The sequence below is a fragment of the Pseudomonas sp. UF-293 genome (assembly GCF_058245595.1).
This window is the reverse complement of the sequence record NZ_JBSICA010000001.1, coordinates 346,425-365,586: the sequence shown is the minus strand read 5'-3', so window position 1 is coordinate 365,586 and position 19,162 is coordinate 346,425. Positions and strand designations below refer to the sequence as shown.

14 protein-coding genes and 1 pseudogene are annotated in these 19,162 nt (G+C 56.4%); 4 read left to right on the top strand and 11 right to left on the bottom strand.

The features are described 5' to 3' along the window. Window positions 1-13: 13 nt before the first annotated feature. Complete coding sequence (locus tag AC4IHP_RS01660) at window positions 14-334, bottom strand: hypothetical protein (RefSeq protein WP_490830719.1); 321 nt, start codon at window positions 332-334, stop codon at window positions 14-16. Between the two features lie 299 nt (window positions 335-633). Here AC4IHP_RS01660 and AC4IHP_RS01655 point away from each other — a divergent pair, with 299 nt between their 5' ends. Beyond that, window positions 634-1,341, top strand: coding sequence for an antitoxin Xre/MbcA/ParS toxin-binding domain-containing protein (locus AC4IHP_RS01655; RefSeq protein ID WP_490830718.1), 708 nt, complete (start codon window positions 634-636; stop codon window positions 1,339-1,341). A 52-nt stretch (window positions 1,342-1,393) separates the two neighbouring features. On the opposite strand, the gene AC4IHP_RS01650 is transcribed toward AC4IHP_RS01655, so the two are convergent. Further along, the gene (locus AC4IHP_RS01650) at window positions 1,394-1,783 is read right to left on the bottom strand and encodes a hypothetical protein (protein WP_490830717.1); all 390 of its coding nucleotides are present in this window, start codon (window positions 1,781-1,783) and stop codon (window positions 1,394-1,396) included. Between the two features lie 799 nt (window positions 1,784-2,582). Here AC4IHP_RS01650 and AC4IHP_RS01645 point away from each other — a divergent pair. Next, window positions 2,583-4,406 (top strand): hypothetical protein, encoded by a 1,824-nt coding sequence (locus tag AC4IHP_RS01645; protein ID WP_490830716.1) that lies wholly within the window; start codon window positions 2,583-2,585, stop codon window positions 4,404-4,406. 13 nt (window positions 4,407-4,419) lie between these two features. Here the strand turns inward: AC4IHP_RS01645 and AC4IHP_RS01640 are convergent, their stop codons facing one another. From AC4IHP_RS01640 to AC4IHP_RS01620, 5 genes are all read right to left on the bottom strand, one after another. Continuing rightward, entirely contained in the window at window positions 4,420-5,385 is a 966-nt protein-coding gene (locus AC4IHP_RS01640; RefSeq protein WP_490830715.1) for a hypothetical protein, read from the bottom strand. A 460-nt stretch (window positions 5,386-5,845) separates the two neighbouring features. Then, on the bottom strand, window positions 5,846-6,889 hold the full coding sequence (locus tag AC4IHP_RS01635; protein ID WP_490830791.1) for a TniQ family protein: 1,044 nt from the start codon (window positions 6,887-6,889) through the stop codon (window positions 5,846-5,848). 32 nt (window positions 6,890-6,921) lie between these two features. Then, the gene (locus AC4IHP_RS01630) at window positions 6,922-7,809 is read right to left on the bottom strand and encodes a TniB family NTP-binding protein (protein ID WP_490830714.1); all 888 of its coding nucleotides are present in this window, start codon (window positions 7,807-7,809) and stop codon (window positions 6,922-6,924) included. Then, complete coding sequence (locus tag AC4IHP_RS01625; RefSeq protein WP_490830713.1) at window positions 7,806-9,728, bottom strand: transposase; 1,923 nt, start codon at window positions 9,726-9,728, stop codon at window positions 7,806-7,808. Before AC4IHP_RS01625 ends, AC4IHP_RS01630 begins: the two co-directional genes overlap by 4 nt. After that, the gene (locus tag AC4IHP_RS01620) at window positions 9,725-10,294 is read right to left on the bottom strand and encodes a TnsA endonuclease N-terminal domain-containing protein (protein WP_490830790.1); all 570 of its coding nucleotides are present in this window, start codon (window positions 10,292-10,294) and stop codon (window positions 9,725-9,727) included. Before AC4IHP_RS01620 ends, AC4IHP_RS01625 begins: the two co-directional genes overlap by 4 nt. A gap of 237 nt (window positions 10,295-10,531) precedes the next feature. On the opposite strand from AC4IHP_RS01620, the pseudogene AC4IHP_RS01615 reads away from it, so the two are divergent. Next, window positions 10,532-11,179, top strand: a pseudogene (locus AC4IHP_RS01615) (ATP-binding protein); the annotation flags it as partial. On the opposite strand, the gene AC4IHP_RS01610 reads toward AC4IHP_RS01615, so the two are convergent. The 3 genes from AC4IHP_RS01610 to AC4IHP_RS01600 form a co-directional block, all read right to left on the bottom strand. Then, window positions 11,176-12,390, bottom strand: a complete 1,215-nt coding sequence (locus AC4IHP_RS01610; RefSeq protein ID WP_490830712.1) for an aldose 1-epimerase family protein — start codon at window positions 12,388-12,390, stop codon at window positions 11,176-11,178. The pseudogene AC4IHP_RS01615 and the gene AC4IHP_RS01610 sit on opposite strands and share 4 nt — an antisense overlap. Window positions 12,391-12,585: 195 nt before the next feature. Then, entirely contained in the window at window positions 12,586-14,562 is a 1,977-nt protein-coding gene (locus AC4IHP_RS01605) for a methyl-accepting chemotaxis protein (RefSeq protein WP_016772578.1), read from the bottom strand. 187 nt (window positions 14,563-14,749) lie between these two features. Further along, window positions 14,750-15,670, bottom strand: coding sequence for a LysR substrate-binding domain-containing protein (locus AC4IHP_RS01600; protein WP_490830711.1), 921 nt, complete (start codon window positions 15,668-15,670; stop codon window positions 14,750-14,752). Between the two features lie 159 nt (window positions 15,671-15,829). On the opposite strand from AC4IHP_RS01600, the gene AC4IHP_RS01595 reads away from it, so the two are divergent. Then, window positions 15,830-17,224, top strand: coding sequence for a NorM family multidrug efflux MATE transporter (locus AC4IHP_RS01595; RefSeq protein WP_490830710.1), 1,395 nt, complete (start codon window positions 15,830-15,832; stop codon window positions 17,222-17,224). Window positions 17,225-17,352: 128 nt separating this feature from the next. On the opposite strand, the gene AC4IHP_RS01590 is transcribed toward AC4IHP_RS01595, so the two are convergent. Next, window positions 17,353-19,026 (bottom strand): putative bifunctional diguanylate cyclase/phosphodiesterase, encoded by a 1,674-nt coding sequence (locus AC4IHP_RS01590; RefSeq protein ID WP_490830709.1) that lies wholly within the window; start codon window positions 19,024-19,026, stop codon window positions 17,353-17,355. Between the last annotated feature and the right edge of the window lie 136 nt (window positions 19,027-19,162).

Sequence of the window (19,162 nt, the reverse complement as noted above, 5' to 3'; positions counted from 1 at the left end):
CCTTGCTCTGAAATTAGACGTGATAAACTCGAACGCGCACCTGCCCGCCGCCAAGGCGCAACACGCGCGCAATGTATTGTTCGCCCTGACTCATGCAATTGCGCAGTTGATTTAAGTGAGGATCGACAATTCCTCCCGCCTCAGCCCCATTCCACAACGCAGAAACAATCTGCTGATTGCCCGGCAGCGCAAACACGATGTCGAGGATGTCGCCGACACTCAGCTGCGCGACTACCGGCGCCTTCGGCGAGGCAAGCTGCGTATCGAACTGGAGAGCCGTACAGGAAGTGGTCGGCGTGGAGGGACCCAGGTAGCTACCACCGGAACCAGACATAAGCATTTCCCTTTGCGAGTCGATTGAATTTTTAGCAATACCACAGAGTAAAGGCAGAATGCCATACCACCTTTATTCAATTGCCAATTATTCAACACCCTTAACCATGCCAAAACACAACATTAAATTATTACAGATCAATTACGGCAATTTGTATAAAGCTAACATCATCCATAATCATGGCTGGTAGCTTGTTTCAATCAGTGAATAATTAAGATAAATATTTTTTACGGTTGACGACCGAGTGAACCGCTTATCGCAATTTAATGCTTCGCACCATGCCGTGGCTCTTTTATTCCATGACAGAAGTCATTACACGCGCGAGCATATGGAACCCTCTCTCGCTGACGGCCTATCGGGTGGATGACATGGAGAATGACGGACGCTGGTTTGTTCAACCACTGGCAACCAATGATGGCAGCGGCGATGTCATCGTCGAGTTACCAGCGGTTCTGTTGCAGGAATTGGGCCTGGGAGTCGGGGACAATTTGGCACTCAACATCGCCGGCGATACGATCACTCTGACACCGATCCGCTCTCTTGAGCCTGAATACCCCAAAGGCACTGACGTCTTACGCGCTCAAGCCGATGAGAGCTATCGAAGCCGCATGAATGTATTGCTCGGGATCCCCACCGATGCAACTGATCTGCAAATTCACGAAATTATCGATGCCGGATTTGAGGTAACCGCCCTGACGGCACTGGGCCATCTAGGACTGATTGCACCTGGTACGTTGGAGGCGATCGTTCCCCTCCAATCGCTCAAAATGAAGCAGGCCAGTGGCGAGCGACTAACCGCCAGTGAAAGTGATGATCTGTTCCGGCTGGCACACGCCATTGCGTTAGCCGAGTTTTTTTTTGGCGACACTAAAAAGGCTTTGCGCTGGCTGTCCAAACCAAAATCTGAATTCTCGGGAAAAAGCCCGATTGATCTGCTCTCGACTACCGTCGGACTCCGTCAGGTAGAGGATCTGCTCGTTCAAGCAACCGAAGGGATGCCGTTCTGATCCTCGCTGCTCAATGAGCTGAACCTCAGCAGTGAAGGCACCATTGATTATGTCAGCGGTGCTTTGAGTGAACCTTCCCATCAATCAGTGTGACCATCATGTAGATGTATAGCTCGTTGCCCCAGGTATAAACGAGGACATTGCCGTTACTGGACGACTCGCGCCCTGGAATCTTCACAATGTCCAAGACCTGTTGATACGACATTCCTGTCTTGATCGCGTCGTATTGTTCGTCACTGATGTTTGGCCGCTGAGCCTGAATGGTTTTCAGATCAGGAAATCCTGAAACGTAATTTACGCTGTTTCCGTTGCCAGAGATCGCAGGGCTATTAACGCCAGTAGTACTCTGCGAGGACGCACTCGTCGGCAAGAGCAACGTCCCAACTGATGCCAGTGCGCCAACGATCCCCGCGTACAACGCCACTTTTTTCATATTCGCCATATGTCACTCTGATTTTTACTAAATATCACGCATGATTGGTCGTGCAGGTTTTGACGCTGACCAATCTTTTGCGGCCAAACCGTGCCATTGAGTATCCAATATCAGCAAAGCTCGACTGCGCTGTCGCTACAGTCGCTCCCACTCAGCCGGATCATCTGGAAGGCCCAACACGGATGTGTCTACCAGCTCAAATGTGTCGGGATGAAGCACGGAATCGGTTGCGTCATTTACCAAATCATCAATGGTATGAGTGATTCGCCGGTAACTGCCCAAACTCACCTGATCGAAGATAGGGTGAAAAGTGCCGTTCGCTGCCTGGGCAATGTAAAAAGTGCCAATCCCAGTCCTGTGCCTCAGTATTGCTCGCATGATTTGCTCAGCAGCAGTGCGCTCGATATTTACCGAGCAAAAGAAGGAACAACACGCTAGCAAAATGCCATCAAGCAGTCCAGCTATCCTACTTTACGTCCCCCATCGATGTGCCGTCATCTAGCTCAACATCCAATCGTGCAGGGCGCCCAAGCCTAATGAAATGAACCGTCGGGATAGGTAACATGCTTAAAAAGCTTCAAATGCGGCTCGGCTCAATCCGATGCTTCTCGCTCGAAGGGTAACGGTGGCGCGGAGGAGACTCGCTGCCGATGCGGTCATTCCCCATAGTCAGCCGTGGTCAGAAAGATTGGTTTGTTGGATTCAAACTTCCCTGTCGTTGAGAGACACGATCGAGCCTCTTGGCCCATCCGGATGGCGAAAGGAACCGCTGCAAACCGCGTTTCTAGCTGAAGCACGGACAAATTTAATGGGTATAAGAATCGCCCGTCTGCTGCCCAACAGGTCGGAATTTTCAAGGAAAAGAGCTGAACAATTGGACGGTTATTTGAACCTGCAGAGCACATCGCCCCTCGTTTTACGCCCCTCAAACCCCTCCGTTGCTCGAGTCAGGTTTGATAAACAGCTGCAGCAAATGAAAGGGCGCTGGATCGTATGGTGGTACGGCGCGCTTTCAAAGAATCGGCAAGAAGGGACCATTCCGCTCAACTCGGTACTCTTTCGAGAACTCCTTCCAGACAACACTTTAGGCCAAGTTGCGCGAGTGCCGGCAGCCATGACCCATCTTGGGAATTTGCGGTTTGGCAGCGTCTGGTCGGGCGGAGTGAGCGTCGGAAATCTTGCACTGGCGTATTTGGCGCAGAGAACGGTCTCCTTCAGTCGCGGCGATTGGAATTTGGTGTCCGCCGAGGACGTGGGGCTTGTCCGTTTATTGAACCTTCACTATGCGGACAGGCGCAGCATGCTCGTCGAATTGAAGAGCGCTGACGATTTGACAATCCTCGTACCCTGCACAGAGTTTTTTGTGCGCGGCTATGGCAGGAGCACGGAAACCATACGGACGCTTCTTCGTTCACCTTGGAAAGAAGCGAAAAAAAGGTTCTTCTTTGATGATGAGGACAATGCCTCTAATAGCGTTCGACTCAATCATCACGTCAGATCCAGCGAAGCGGTCTTGCTGCATCACGCGCTTTACGATGATTATACGAAAAGCATCATCGAGCGGCTCTACAAAGATTTGCGAGTCGGATTTGATAAACAAAAAAATAGAAAGGGCTCCCTTCCCTGTCTTAATACCGGCCCTTGGTTTGAAGGTTCGGCACTGATAGAGGGAAAAGGCATTTGGATCGACGCCGAGACGTTCTTGATGTTGGACGTCAAAGGGATGAGCGAACCCGCTGGGGATCTGATCGTCATAGAGCGCCAGGGTACGGACGCAACAGGCGGCATGGCGGGCGAGCGTATTTACACCAAGTCAGCCAAGGACATCCCAATCGACCAGCAACTGGATCTGATTGACTCTGCAGCCCCAGACAGCAATGCAGCTACCATTTTTTATGACCCACCGTTTAAGCGTCTTGGTAAAAAACGCAGGCGGATGACCGTACGCACCAAGATCCCAGGGAAGCGCGGTATCGCTCTTCCGGGTCAAAACAATCACCAGCCGCTGTCCACCGGCGACGCTCGTGGCTCGGGTAAGGGAATAGGAAAAGGCGAAGGCAATGCGCCAGAACACGTTCTGCACGGCGCCCTGGCACAAATGTGGAAAAGCTGTACCGGTCTGGGTACCAAATACCCAACATCGATAGCAAAGGTCGAATGGTTCACTTTCGCCGATGAATTTGTCGAAGGAGGAACTCCTGAATTCGAACCACTGAGACCTCACATCTCAGAAAAGGACATACCTATCGGCATCAAGGACTGGACGTATATGCGCCAAAAACCTCGGATCCTTCGAGGTGCGTTGATCATACGTCTGACCTGCCGCACGAGAACCTTTTACCTGTTTGAGACACAGCGTAATCGGCCATTGGGGGAAGCCTCTGAAAGCGCATCTCCTGACAAGGAGAGATATCGGGGATTGATTGTGGAACTACCAAACAATGGTGACGCCGCGATGGACGAGATCCGACTCATTTTGAAAGCGGTGTGCTTGCACATGGGGCGCATTTATAAACAGACCATGTCTCAGTACCCCCATACTACTTTCGATCACCACCGGAATGCTCCACCTATCATTTTCGAAAATGTGCTCGTGAGCAAACTTCAACAGCTGGGTATGTTTTTGGAGTAGTTCGTTCAAGCAGTCAACGGTGCGTCAACCCCATGGTGGGGGATGGAATCCAGTACTCGGTTCCATCGGCGGTCACCAGTAAGCCCTCTACGTCATCACGGACACTCAGGTCTGACTGCCTCAACCTCGATACGCCATGGAAATACCTGAGCGCAGCAGGAACCCACTGCTTGGAAACGTCCTCCCCCTCTCGAGCCTGACTGGCTAGGGTGATAATCATCTGTTCCTGTTTTTTGCGCTTAAGCTTCTGCGTTTCGCTGTAATTGGGAAGCTGAATCGACAGGTTGTAGCTTTCGTTGAGGAAGGTGACGAAACCCTTCAGGGACGCTGCAAGCCCTGGCGTCCTAACCAATAACTCTCGCAATCTCTTAGATGACGGTTTGGACCCATGGGCCGTGGAATGTATTAGCAAGTTTGCGGCGCTACGAAGAGCAATCCGACTGGATCTTAGGGTAGTGGTCTGTGCAGCGGCACGAGTGAGCAGGACGTCGCGGTAGCCAGCCAGCATCTGCAGAGGCAAACCCGGCCCAACCGATGTCAATATCTCATTGATCCGACGTTGCTCTGTCGCTCGCTGTTTTAGCGTCTCATCAATCACCAATCCGTGGCGTGCAATCAACCATCTCACCGGATACTTGGCCCGACGCAACCAATCAGCACCAAACGTGCTGAGCATTTGCTCGTAGCCTGGCAAGAAATCCCACCGTTCCTCCATTTGAACGAAGAATGCCATGTGCTTGTTGACCAGCAGAGCCGCCTCTTTATCACCGACCTGACCGATAAGCCAAACGCCATAGGCATAGAACTCCTCCTGATACAGCAAACTGCTAAGCCGCTCTTTAATCTCGATGCTCAGTCGCTTATGCGCGGCCTTCTTCCAGTAGCACGCCAAACACTCGCTACCCAGTCCGGCAGGCATACTCTGGTTGCAGGAATTGCAAGCGACCTCACCCATCTCAGCGCAGAGCTTGCATTGCATGCTTCCATCCGCAACTTTGCTCAAGATTCGGTGGCGGCGACACTTTGAACATGTCGCAGACGTAGTCCTTGCGCAGCGGGTGCAGCAGCGGCGGACATGTCCTTCGACGGCGCTGTTGGCGAGCCGTGTCCGAAACTCACCACAAACCTCACAGATCCCCGACGCATTTACGTAGTGAGAGCAGGAATTACACACGGGTCCTTCAATCGTCAGCTTGCCAACCGGGCGGCCGACTCGATGACACCGAATACATGGGCGACTGTTTCGGCATTTCGTGCATGAGGCAGTGAAGTCAAAGACGGGCAGGCGCGCGCTATCCCCGCATTCCGGACAAAGGCGCTTTTTAAACAGCCGGGCGTAGCATGTTTCGCAATAGCGCAGGCCATCATGAACCTTTTTAGCTTTTATCATTCTTCGGCCGCAGCCAGCGGCATCGCAGCAGGGCAAGTCGACTTCAGGATTAACCATTGCGCAAAATTTTTCTCTTTAGTCGAGACCACTTTTTCATCACTACAGCTCGCGACGTAGCTTGCTTCGTCGTAGGTGGATGAGTTTTTGTGTAAGGCCGTGCCAGGGGCAGTGAGTCAATCACTGTTCGCAACGATGCTGGGCATTCACCAACGGGCAGACACGTAGCAGTGCGGGTCAACGAGCTTTCCAGGATGGCGTCATAAATAGCACCAGGTTCAAATGCCATGACTTTCCAAACGGCACTCAAAAATCTCATACGCTCGGAGACTGGAAGCATCTCCATAGGGAGACCGGATATCGGAGCTCTCAAGTCTCCTATCCCAAAATACTCGCGAAACCGGCTTGCCGCGCGCGTACTCCGGTTTGCAGAGGCGCGTAGCATGCCCCACACAAAGCGCGAATGGTAAAACCACTGTGGTGGCTCACCAAACTCGCCGGACATGCGTGAGTCACCGCCCAGACAGTCATCAGCCTCAATTTGGAAAGCTAACGCAGCAGGCTCGAAGCTCAAAGTTTCAAGTTCTGGGAGTAACCGCTGACCACAGCAAAAGCACTTTGCCAAGTCGGCACCTATCAATTCGATACGATGGGGTTGAAGAGGGACGCCGCAAAATGGGCAACTGTCCATGAGGCTTACCAAATGCTTTTCGCAGCAGGTATGCCATGCCAACCGCCATGACAATCGATAGTAAGGAATCCCCTCCTCAAGACAAAGCGGACAGCACTGAAGCCCTCCGGCATGGCGGCGATTACGCTGGCCCACGCTAAGAATCCAAGGCCAGATAGCTGCCTTATCAATCAACCAAGGCGAAATATCGTGTGCAATATTCCGCAAGGTACACGAAGCGATCTCGGACTCTGAAAGGCCCCCTGCTTTTGATAGGCGCTGCGCATGCTCCAACGTCAGCCCCCGGTCGATGTCCACCGTCCAGCATCTCCAGCGGGGCCAGAGATGACCGGTCAACACCAGTGGCGGGCAGTAATGTGCGAACGCGTTGCGAACAAGCCATGAGGATAATAGTTCGTCCTCCATCAGGTTACGCGCGAGTGGCCATCTCGCGTTCGCTACATCAACTCGCGGATGCCACGTGTAGGCTGCAACCATGATTTACTCTTGATGATATCCACGTCGATCTTTTCCTTACCGGATTTGATTGCTTCCGTGGCGCACTCAATGAGAAGCCTATGAAGATTTCCTGTATTACCTTCGCAAATCGAATGCAACAGATACGCTACCTCCGGACGGTGTAGGCCAGATGCTTGTTTCAGAGGCAGTACGGACTCGAACCCCTTGAGGAACCGCTGAAAATCCACTCCGACAGTCCAAGGTTGAAGAGTCAGCACGTCGAACCGGCTAGCATGCTGAGGATCGGTGTGAAGAACTCGCACCGCATCAGCCGTTCCGACGCCAACCACTGGAATTGCGAGCTCATTACAAAGCATTTTGATCACGTTCATCATTTCGCGTTGCTTGATGGCAGAACCACTCAACAACGAGTGAATTTCATCGATGATCAAGATCTTTACATTGCACTCGCGCATTAAATGAATCACCTGATAGCGCAGCTTGATCACAGAATCAGTAGCTCGATAAGGGTCCCAAAATTCCTCAAGTATCGACACGTAGAACGCTTTTTCGTCTGATGTCGGTGGAGATTGAACGAGCATGACGGGCTTAACCGCCTCGGCATCTGCGCTCACATAACCTTGGCCGTGCAACTCTTTAAATCGCTGCACAATAGTGGTTTTACCATTGTTGGAGTCGCCAACAATTAGCAGGTTTGGCATCCGCGAACGCTTTGGCAGCGACATCATGTGTCGGAGCAGTTCAACAACCTTCTGCGCTGCGGGGTAACCGATCCAGCGAGGCTCAAGCAGAAATTGAATACGCTCGACGCCTGAGTGACTCAGTATCGAGCGAAAGTCGGGATGAATGTGCGGGTATTCGGTCATGAGATATCTCCGAAATCATCCACATCCCCTTCCAGCATCCTGGCGAGCTCCATGTAGTGAGGCTGCATCGGTGCTTCAGGTTGAGGGTTGGGCTGCGCAGGTGTCCGGCCTTTTGAGTGAACACGCTGGCGTTGAGCTTCTCTGCGGGCTTTCTTGGTCTGGGTTTCCGAGTGGTTCACAAGCGCGCGGTTCTCAAGGATGTACCGTTTGATCAGTGCCTCGTTTATGTTCGCATGCCCTTCCTCGACAGCCTTCTTCTTCGCAGCCTGAAACTCCCACACGCTGGCAGCGGGAAAAGCCTGGTTAGAAACAGGAATCTTGTAATACTGCTTGAGCACAGGATCGAAGAACCACAGAAGGCTGATGTCGCGGGGATCGCGCCGGAAAATGAAGGTACGCGTTTTTCCCGTCGCTTCGTCCTTGGCGTTGATCCATGGGCGCAAGGCTTCCGAGTAATAGAATACGTCCAGCTGAACACCGTAGTGCTGCACGGTACGCTCGAAAGAGGGAAGGAAATCACGCTGTATTGTGTAAGGATCAGTCGGTCTGGGTGGCACGCCGACCAAGGGATCGAGATCGGCGTTGCCAAAAATGCCGAGTTGCCATTTCCTGCTAGGACTCATGTAGATCCCGGAGTGATACGACTCGTTGTAGATCAGAATCTCTCGAACTAACCACCGTTCAAATTCGCTGAACGTCAACGCAGCATTTGCATCGGAATCGTAGCCTTCGCGTGCTTGTTTATTGCTGTATGTTTTACCAGGCAAATCCTTCAGAGTCTGAGCAAAGGTCCCCATCAACCGTTCGATATGCCCACCAAATTTTGGACGTTTGACAGGCCGGAAACGGTTTTCGATACCGTAATTGGAGCAGGATTTCTTCAAGTCTTCAGATTGGAAGTCAGGCCCATTGTCAGAATGCAGAACCTTGGGAATACCCCAAACCGGCCATTCACCATCAATACCGTGTGCAACCAACCATTCCTCTTTTGGAAGGATCGAATGAGCCACACACATCGCGACGGAAATGCCTGCCGGCGCATCCAATGCCAAGTAGTAACCCGTGATCATACGGGTGTGAACATCGATCGCTAACGTTACCCAAACTCGACCAATCGATTTCCTGTGAACATCGTCAACCAGCAGAATGTCGAGAGGGGTGTGGTCAATCTGGACGACCGCGAGTGGATAAGAAGCTCCGGGAAAGGAACCAGGGGACGCCGAGTATTTGTTTCTCGCTTTCTCAGCAAAGCCTCTTCCGCGCAGAAAATCCCTGTCGGGTATCCCCTTCAACCGTTCTCGAATGGTCGATACACCAGGGGCTTTGACTCCTTGAGCCTCACAGTCCTCCTGTATACGTTTGATTGTGGCTTGCACGCTAGGCCGGTGCTTTTTCAGATAGAAGTTCTTGATCGCCTGTTCGATGATTTGACCGGCCTCTGCAGAAATGCGGGCTTCACCCTCGCGCCATCCGCGCTTTCGTGGAATCAGTGCTAGTAGCTCACCCCATTCCTTGTATCGCTTTATCCACCGGTAAATAGTCGCGACATCCACACCAACCGCTGCACTTCTCTCCTCAACATCGCGTCGCCCAACAATCGAATTACCCAGCAAAGGCTCAATCACTGCATAACGTTCGCGCGCGGTCGCCCACTCTTTTGCGCCGATATCCGCCACGTCATAATTAACGTACAGCCCATCTATCTTGTCTTTCTTGAGTGCTTTCAATCCACCAATCGGCAAGGCAACAGCTTTTCCGGACTCGACCTCAATCCCGACAACAGTCTTGAAATCCAGGATCTGGGAAATCCTGTAAGCGTGATTACCCGAACCGACCATTGCCCCAATTTCGATAACCATCTGTTGGCGATTCGGCTCATAGGGCACTAGCTCATCATTGGTTCTCATCTCTTTGCTCATGGATTGGGAACCCATAATTCCAGGTGATCGTTGAGGGGTAGGCGAATGTCACATTCCAACCGGCGAGTGGCGATAAGGTGCCAAAGGTGGCTGATAGTCTGCCCGCGATAACGGTCACAGGAATGCGTCGCCAAAATGTAGTGAACCGGTGCTACACCCATCTCACGCACAGAATCGATGATCCACGTACTGTCTTCCGGTGCGAACACCATGCGGGCGTACCGCTCCAGAAACTGAATGTTGTAGAAAGCGCTGTCACGAATACGTGTTTCGTCGTGGATATGAAATTTCCAGCCCTGGTCTTTTGCGTAACGCCAAGCGGCTTTCCATTTTGGAAGCCACTCCCTCCAGTTTTCAGACCATGCATCTTGGGGTTTCACCTCGACGAGCATGGGCTTTGGATAATTTTCGAAATGTCTGCTTCCTAAGCGGTAATACACCAGAAAGTCAGGAGTGTAGGTATATGGGCGACCATTTTTCTCGAATGGAATCATCACTGGCTGCGGGATGATCTCTAGGACCTCCCTGGAGAATTCAGTTCGAAAAAGAAAGTCGCGCTCGAGCATGGACTCATAGGGAATCCCCCCTTCACCGCGAAAAGGAAAGACTCCAGATACGCTCCGCTTCGTAGGTTTGATCGAGCGAACCGGCCTTGGTTTAGTTTTGTCGCAGCTATTTCTATTCATTTGTAGGGCCGTCGCAGCTATTTCTGACATATGGCGCAGCTATTTCTGAAAAAGCATACCGGAATGAAAGGCCTAGCGGGACTAGTCGTCGCATCTATTTTTACGCCCTACAGCAGCTCGAAACCGCAACCCGGCGAGATCACCCTCGCCCACCATGGCGTGCTGTTTCTCGATGAGTTGCCGGAGTTTGATCGCAAAGTGTTGGAAGTTTTACGCGAGCCTTTGGAGTCGGGACATATCGTCATCGCGCGGGCCAAGGATCGCGTACGTTTCCCCGCGCGATTCCAATTGGTTGCCGCGATGAATCCGTGCCCCTGTGGATACCTTGGCGAACCCAGTGGCAAATGCTCGTGCACGCCGGACATGGTCCAGCGCTATCGCAACAAGTTGTCAGGGCCGCTGCTGGATCGAATCGATCTGCACCTGACCGTGGCGCGGGAGGCAACCGCGTTGAATCCGGCAACCAAGGCCGGCGAAAACAGCGCCAGCGCTGCGGCGTTGGTGGCCGAAGCGCGGGAGCGTCAGCAGAAACGTCAAGGCTGTGCCAATGCGTTTCTCGATCTGCCGGGGCTGAAGCATCACTGCAAGTTATCCACAGCCGACGTGAAATGGCTGGAAGCGGCCTGCGAGCGACTGATCCTGTCGCTGCGCTCGGCGCATCGCCTGCTCAAGGTCGCGCGCACGCTGGCGGATCTTGAACAGGCCGACGCGATTAGCCGCGAGCATCTGGCCGAGGCACTGCAATACCGGCCGGCGACACCTTAATGCTCCGTCAGATCAACCAGCGGTGCCTGACGCACTTCGGTGTCGCGTCCGGCCTGAATCTCGGTCACGCGCTTCAAGGCGTTATCCACCGCCCCTTTGTCGGCCAGCAGGCTATAGCTGATCTGGAACTGTTTATGTTCTTTTGGGGCAATGGTCGGCACCAGATTCAACGGCCGCTGATAGCGACGGTTGTAGGAAAAACTGGTGCCGGGCTCGAGGCCGGTGACGTAGCCCTGCCCTTGGGTGTCGGTGTTTTTCCACAGCGAAAAAACTGGCAACTGCTGAGTATTGAAGCCAACGGATACGCCGAGGCTACCGGCCTTGTTGTGCAGCACGGTGAGGGTGTCACCCTTGGCGTCCGCATAAGGCACGACGTTGTAGACCGTTTCGTCGTAGTCCTTGGTTGGCCCGCGATAGGTCTGCCAGTCGGGCAGATCGCCCTTGGCCTTGTCGTTGAACGGCGACACCTGCTTCACCGGCGCGGCGAACTTCGCGCCTTGCTCAAGGAACGGCGTGCTGAAATTGCTGTGATACAGCGCCTGATATTCCTTCGCATAGTCGCCGTTGTTGGTCAGGGTATCGTTGAGGGCGAAGCTGGCGCTGCCCGGTTCGGTGACCAGTTCGGTCGCTACCGAGAAATCGACTTTCTTGAATGCCTGCTCTTTCAACTCGCCACGCAGCGTGATGGCATACGGCGGCTTTTCATCGATGTGCAGGGTGACGGTGCTGGCCGGGATGTTGGCGGCCCGACCGTGCAGGGTCAGCAGTTCGCCGTTGTCCATGCCGGGATGGCCAACCCACTCATAACCGCAACGGGTGACCAGCTCATTGAAGCCTTCCAGCCAGCCCAGACCACCGCGACCGTTGAGCTCGATGAACGCCGGGTTGACCACGTCCTTGACCGGCGAATCCCAGCCCATGCGCACGTCGCCCACCGAAGCCTGCAACACGTTCATGCCACGGGTCGGCACGACCGACAGCTTCATCGTGCCGTTATCGATATCGACAATGCTGACGCCCTCCTGACGACCGCCATGCAGGGTACGCAGGGTCACGGAAAACGGTTTGGCGGTTTTTACACCGAGTTGTTCACTGGTGATCGTCAAGCTTTTTGCCGGAGTGTTGGCGTCGAGCAGGACATAGTCCCAGGCCATGGCGTGGGAAGCGGCAGAGAACGCGCCGAGGGCGACGAGGAGTTTGAGCGGGGTCATGGCAGCAGCCTTTATTGGAGTTGTGCCATTTTTATAGCGCTGCGGAAACGTTTCAGCAAGTGCAAAGAAGCGGTGGGAGAAAAGCATTCGCGAGCAGGCTCGCTCCCACTGGGGTTTCCGGATTTCACAACCTTTGTGAATCACACCGAAAACTGTGGGAGCGAGCCTGCTCGCGATAGCTATTTCAGAGACGCATCAACGAAAGCGGTCAACCTCGGAACGCAGATCCGCCGCCAGCTTCTCCAGCTCTTTAGCGGTGACAGCCAGGTTCGACACCACCTCACGCTGCTCGCTGTTGGCCAAGGCGATGCTTTGCAAATTGCTGCTCAGCAACGTGGCAGTGCTGCTTTGTTCCTGAGTGGCGGTGGTGATAGCAGCAAACTGCTGGCCTGCCGAACGGCTCTGCTCGTCGATCCGCGCCAGCGCCGAGGCGACATTGGCGTTGCGCGACAGGCCTTCCTGCATCAGCACATTGCCCTGCTCCATGGTGCTGATCGCGTTGCCGGTTTCCTGTTGGATGCTGTGGATCATGCTGGAGATTTCGTCGGTGGCCTGACGGGTGCGCGAGGCGAGGCTGCGCACTTCGTCGGCGACCACGGCAAAACCGCGACCCTGCTCACCGGCACGCGCGGCTTCGATGGCAGCGTTGAGTGCCAACAGGTTGGTCTGCTCGGCGATCGAGGTGATCACACCGACAATGCCGCCAATTTCCTGCGAGCGCTGCCCCAGCGTGTTGATCACGCTGGCGGTGCTGTTCAGCGCGCCGGCGATCTGCTCCAGCGACGACGACGCTTCTTCCATCGAGCTGCGGCCGATCTGGGTTTGCTGAGCGTTTTCCTGCGCCAGGCGCTGAGTCGCGCCCATGTTGTCGGCGATATTCAACGAAGTCGCGCTGAACTCTTCCACGGCACCGGCCATGCTGGTGATTTCGCCCGACTGTTGCTCCATGCCTTCGTAAGCACCACCGGACAAACCGGACAGCGCCTGCGCACGGCTATTGACCTCTTCCGAAGCGCGGCGGATGTGCTCGACCATGGTCGACAGCGCCTGGCTCATCTGGTTGAACGCGCGGGACAGCTGACCGATTTCATCGTGGCTCGATACGTTCAGCCGCACGCTCAGATCACCAGCACCCAAGGCCTCGGCCTGGCGCACCAGATCGCCCAGCGGCGCGAGTTTGCTGCGCAGCAGCCAGACCACGGAACCGACCGCGAGCAACATCGCCAGCAGGCTGCCGATCGCCAGTTGTGTACCGACGCTCCAGGTCACCGCGCGGATCTCGGCTTTCGGCATGCTCGCCACCACCGACCACGGGCCACCTTCGAACGGCACGGCGATGCTGTAGAAGTCCTCGCCCTTGTCGCTCCAGAACTCACCCTTGCCCGGGGTTTTTACCAGGTTGTTGATGGTCGGGGCGGCTTGATCCAGGTTTTCGACGCCGGCAATCGGCACCAGCCATTTGTTCTGCTCGTCGAGGAGCGCCAGCGAGCCGGTCTTGCCAATGCGGAAGCGCTTGAGGTTGGCGAACTGCGCGTTCTGCGCGTCGGTGTAATCGAAGCCGACGTACAGCACGGCGATGATCTTGCCGCCCGCATCGCGCACCGGGGTGTACTGCGACATGTAGTAGCGCTCGAACAGCAGCGAGCGGCCGACGTAACTCTGCCCCGCCATCAGCTTCGCGTAGGCCGGGTTGGCATGATCGAGCACGGTGCCGATGGCACGGGTGCCGTCCTGCTTGCTGACATTGGTGCTGACGCGAATGAAGTCTTCGCCGCTGCGCACGAACACCGTGGCAACGCCGGCGGTCATCTGCTTGAACTCGTCAACTTCCTTGAAGTTGTTATTCAGCACCTCGTTGCCAAGGTGCAGGCCCGGGGTCTGCACGCCGGCCACGGTCACTGGCTGATCGGGGTGCACACTCAGGCCACTGCCGAAGCGCTTTTCGAACAGCCCGCTCAGACGCAGGGTGCTTTCGCGCAGCGTACCGTGGAAGGTACTCAGCTGATCGGCCAGCAGCCGGGCCTCACTGGCCAGATGCTCTTCACGGGTGGCGAGGTTGGCGGAATCCAGCGAACGCAAGGCGAACACCGTACTGCCGCTGATGACTATCGCCAGTATCACAGCAAGGGCAAGGCCCAGCTGCGAGGCGATCCGAGCACGAGGTTGAGACATGAACAGCTCCTGGCCGAGCCACCGAATCCTCCTTGATCGCGGTAATTGCCCGGAAAATATTCTAATAATGGGAGTAGCGCGGAACCGGCACGACGGTTCCACATGCTCGTAGTCGGCGGAAAATCCGAATACTTGAGCGGATTGCGTGGGTATGGCGCGGTAGTGGCATTGTGCCGGCTCGAACGTTTCAGCTCAAGCGCTGCACCGCCGGCAATTGCATGGCGCGGACTTCGCCTTGGAGAAAATCGCTGAGGCGGCGCAAACGTTCACCTCCCGGGCGCGGTTTTGGCCACACCAGGTAATAATTCAGGCCACTGGCGACCGCCGTCGGCCAAGGCAGGCTCAAGCGCCCTTGCGCGACATCTTCGGCGACCATCAACAGATCACCCATCGAAACGCCGTAGCCGCGTGCAGCCGCGATCATGCCCAGCTCCAGCGTATCGAACACCTGACCGCCCTTGAGCGAGACCTGATCGGACAGGCCCATGCGCTCCAGCCAACTGCGCCAGTCGCGGCGATCCGGAGTCGGATGCAGCAGTTCAGCAGTCGCCAGACGCGCCACGTCCCAAGGTTGATCGTTGAGCAGGTTCGGCGCGCCGACCGGGATCAGTTCCTCCGGAAACAGCAGGCTCGCTTCCCAGTCCGGCGGGAAATGCCCGTCACTCAGCAGCACCGCGCAATCGAATGGCTCATTGTTGAAGTCCACCGAATCGATGTCCATCCACGCACTGGTCAGTTGCACCTCATTGCCCGGCTGCAAATGGCGGAAGCGACTCAACCGCGCGAGCAACCACCGCATGGTCAGGGTTGAAGGCGCCTTCATGCGCAGAATGCCGTCCTCGGCGCGCAAGGTATTGCAGGCGCGCTCAAGGGCGGCGAAGCCTTCGCGGATACCGGGTAACAGCAGCCGCGCCGATTCGGTCAGTTGCAGGTTGCGCCCGCTGCGATGAAACAGCCGGCAGGCGAAGTGCTCTTCAAGAGTGCGCATGTGCCGACTGACCGCGCTTTGGGTGATCGACAATTCTTCCGCCGCGCGGGTGAACGAGCTGTGTCGCGCTGCCGCTTCGAATGCGCGCAGGGCATACAACGGCGGAAGGCGTCGGGACATACACAAAGCTCCAGTAGCGGGGATATGGCCAATTCGGCGGGCACGTTTCAGCATGAGTATTAATCATGTCACCCATCCTTTTTATCCCTTTGTGCAAAGCCTGCCAAGCGCCGAGAATCGACGCTCTTCTGTTCCCTCTTAAATCAGGTGGTGATGACCATGCGGCATCCTGTGCGTACCGAACTCTGGGCCATCCTGCGGCTGGCGGGGCCGCTGATTGCTTCGCAGTTGGCGCATATGCTGATGGTGCTGACCGACACCCTGATGATGGCGCGCCTCAGTCCCGAGGCGCTGGCCGGTGGCGGCCTCGGTGCGGCCAGCTACTCATTTGTATCGATTTTCTGCATCGGCGTGATTGCAGCGGTCGGCACACTGGTAGCGATCCGTCAGGGTGCCGGCGATATCATCGGTGCCGCGCGCCTGACACAGGCCGGACTGTGGCTGGCCTGGCTGATGGCGCTCGGCGCCGGGTTGTTGCTGTGGAACCTGAAACCCGTATTGCTGTTGTTCGGCCAGACCGAAACCAACGTCAACGCCGCCGGGCAATTTCTCATCGCCCTGCCCTTCGCCCTGCCCGGTTATTTGAGTTTCATGGCCCTGCGCGGTTTTACCAGTGCAATCGGCCGGGCGACGCCGGTGATGGTCATCAGCCTCGCCGGCACCGTGGCCAACTTCCTGCTCAACTACGCGCTGATCACCGGCATGTTCGGCCTGCCGCAACTGGGTCTGACCGGCATCGGTCTGGTCACGGCGATTGTCGCCAACTGCATGGCCCTGGCGCTGGCCTGGCACATTCGCCGGCATCCGGCATATAACGCTTATCCCTTGCGCGCCGGCCTGTCGCGGCCGAACCGGCAATACCTGAAAGAACTCTGGCGCCTGGGCCTGCCAATTGGCGGCACCTATGCGGTGGAAGTCGGGTTGTTCGCTTTCGCTGCGCTGTGCATGGGCACCATGGGCAGTACACAGATGGGCGCGCATCAGATTGCACTGCAGATCGTGTCGGTGGCGTTCATGGTCCCGGCCGGGATGTCCTATGCCATCACCATGCGCGTCGGCCAACACTACGGCGCCGGGCAACTGATCGATGCACGGATGTCCGGGCGTGTCGGCATCGCTTTCGGCGCCGTGGTAATGCTCGGCTTTGCCCTGGTGTTCTGGCTGTGGCCGAACCAGTTGGTCGGCTTGTTCCTCGACCACAACGACCCGGCGTTTGCCGAGGTGATCCGTCTGGCGGTGAGCCTGCTGGCCGTAGCGGCGTGGTTCGAGCTGTTCGACGGCACGCAGACGATTGCCATGGGCTGTATTCGCGGGCTCAAGGATGCCAAGACGACGTTTCTCGTGGGGCTCGCTTGCTATTGGCTGATTGGCGCGCCAGCGGCGTGGTGGATGGCGTTTCACCTGAACTGGGGACCAACCGGCGTCTGGTGGGGTCTGGCGCTGGGGTTGGCGTGCGCGGCGGTGAGCCTGACGCTGGCGTTTGAATGGAAGATGCAGCGGATGATTCGGCGCGAGCCGCAATCTCTAGGTTTCAACATCCCCCAGGCCGAATGAGGGTTTCCTTTGTGGGAGCGAGCCTGCTCGCGGAGACCGAGCGTCAGGCACAGATCATTCAGCTGACAGAACGCCTTCGCGAGCAGGCTCGCTCCCACGGGGATTTGTGCCGGCCGCAACAATCGTGATCAACCGACGATTTCCAAAGCCGGCTGCTGGTTCGATCCAGACGCCAGATATTCCACCAACTCATCCAGCGGCAACGGTCGGCTAATCAGGTAACCCTGTACCTGATCGCAGCCGAATCCGCGCAACAGATCCAACTGCTCCGGCGTCTCGACCCCTTCGGCAACTACTTCCAGGTGCAGGTTGTGCGCAAGGTTGATCATCGCGTGCACCAGTTTGCGGTTCTCTTCGCGCTGTTCCATGCCGCCGACAAAACTCTTGTCGATCTTCAACAAGGTGATCGGCAGGCTGTTGAGGTGCACGAACGACGAAAAACCGGTGCCGAAATCGTCCAGCGAGAAGCGCACGCCGAGGCGGCCGAGGGCGTCCATGGTCTGCTTGACCAGATCGCTGCGCCGCATCACCGCGGTTTCGGTCAGTTCGAATTCCAGCCACTGCGCTTCGACGCCACGCTCGGCAATCAAGCGGCTGAGCGTCGGCAGCAACTGACTGTCCTGAAACTGGCGGAACGACAGGTTGATCGCCATGTGCAGCGCCGGCAGACCCTGCTCGCGCAAGGCCTGCATGTCGCGCAAGGCGCGAGAAATCACCCAGTAACCCAATGGCACGATCAGCCCGCTCTGCTCGGCCAGCGGCACGAACTCGCTCGGTGGCAACAGACCGCGCTCGCCATGACGCCAGCGCACCAGCGCTTCGAGGCCGACAATCTGACCGTCCTCAAGATTCAGGCGTGGCTGGTAATGCAGTTCCAGTTCATCGCGGCGCAACGCCCGACGCAGCTCGCTTTCCAGATCAGCCATGCTCCGCGCATTGCGATTGATGCGTTCGTTGAAGATATGAAAGGTGCAGCCCTGTGTGCTCTTGGCCTGCTGCATGGCGATGTGCGCGTGCCACATCAGCGGATCGGCACCGCCATTGGCGCGGGCATGGGCGATGCCAAGGCTGGAACCGATCAGCAGACTCTCGCCGTCGACCCAATAAGGTTCGGCCAACGCCTCAGTGATGCGTTCGGCCATCCACTCGGCGCGTTGCGGCGCGCGGCGGGTATCGATCAGCAGAGCGAATTCATCGCTGCCCAGCCGTGCCAGTTGATCGCCGGCCTCCAGCTGACTTTTCAGCCGCGCGACGACCTGCAGAATCAGACGATCCCCGGCCTGATGCCCGAGGGCGTCGTTGGCATGGCGAAAATTGTCGAGATCGAGATGGCCGAGGGCGAGACCGCGCCCGTCGCCTTCGGCAAGACGCGCAGTAAGCAGGGTCTGAAAGCCCTGGCGATTGGCGATGCCGGTCAGCGGATCCTGTTCGGCGAGGCGCTGCAGGGTGTTTTCCAGTACGCCGCGTTCGCGCACATGGCGCAGGCAACGCTGGAGCATGCCAGCGTCGAGGGCGTCGAACACCAGCCAGTCGCTGACACCGACCGGCGCGGTGGCCGGCTCGTGTTCCAGCAGCAGAACGGTCGGCAGGCTGCAACGCCCCGGCGCCGGTTGCAACGCTGGCAGAGTCAGCAGCACCGCGTGGCGGTTGTCCTCGAACAGGCGGCTGACCGAATCCCAGTTCGGCGCGCTGATCAGCACCGCCGCGCTCCCCATCGGAGCCAGACACTCACGCAACAACGCTGTCCACGCTGGCTCTTCGGCCAGTAGCAGCAAACGCAAGGGTTCGACAGGCGTAGACAAGCTGACTCCCTAGACTCTGCAATGATGTAGGCGGGGCATTATGCCGGTGTGCTGAACAATGACCAATGCGTTGTCTGATGACAACGGCATCGAAACGTTATTTTGTGTCACGAATGAGAACATTAGCCGCAAAATC

Bases quoted from the DNA above. Each gene is read 5' to 3' on its own strand.
- AC4IHP_RS01630 (WP_490830714.1), bottom strand. From the start codon at position 7,809: ATGACCGAATACCCGCACATTCATCCCGACTTTCGCTCGATACTGAGT.
- AC4IHP_RS01645 (WP_490830716.1), top strand. From the start codon at position 2,583: ATGGGTATAAGAATCGCCCGTCTGCTGCCCAACAGGTCGGAATTTTCA.
- AC4IHP_RS01610 (WP_490830712.1), bottom strand. From the start codon at position 12,390: ATGACCCCGCTCAAACTCCTCGTCGCCCTCGGCGCGTTCTCTGCCGCT.
- AC4IHP_RS01650 (WP_490830717.1), bottom strand. From the start codon at position 1,783: ATGGCGAATATGAAAAAAGTGGCGTTGTACGCGGGGATCGTTGGCGCA.
- AC4IHP_RS01640 (WP_490830715.1), bottom strand. From the start codon at position 5,385: ATGCAATGCAAGCTCTGCGCTGAGATGGGTGAGGTCGCTTGCAATTCC.
- AC4IHP_RS01660 (WP_490830719.1), bottom strand. From the start codon at position 334: ATGTCTGGTTCCGGTGGTAGCTACCTGGGTCCCTCCACGCCGACCACT.
- AC4IHP_RS01620 (WP_490830790.1), bottom strand. From the start codon at position 10,294: ATGCTCGAGCGCGACTTTCTTTTTCGAACTGAATTCTCCAGGGAGGTC.
- AC4IHP_RS01635 (WP_490830791.1), bottom strand. From the start codon at position 6,889: ATGGAGGACGAACTATTATCCTCATGGCTTGTTCGCAACGCGTTCGCA.
- AC4IHP_RS01625 (WP_490830713.1), bottom strand. From the start codon at position 9,728: ATGAGCAAAGAGATGAGAACCAATGATGAGCTAGTGCCCTATGAGCCG.
- AC4IHP_RS01655 (WP_490830718.1), top strand. From the start codon at position 634: ATGACAGAAGTCATTACACGCGCGAGCATATGGAACCCTCTCTCGCTG.
- AC4IHP_RS01605 (WP_016772578.1), bottom strand. From the start codon at position 14,562: ATGTCTCAACCTCGTGCTCGGATCGCCTCGCAGCTGGGCCTTGCCCTT.
- AC4IHP_RS01595 (WP_490830710.1), top strand. From the start codon at position 15,830: ATGCGGCATCCTGTGCGTACCGAACTCTGGGCCATCCTGCGGCTGGCG.
- AC4IHP_RS01600 (WP_490830711.1), bottom strand. From the start codon at position 15,670: ATGTCCCGACGCCTTCCGCCGTTGTATGCCCTGCGCGCATTCGAAGCG.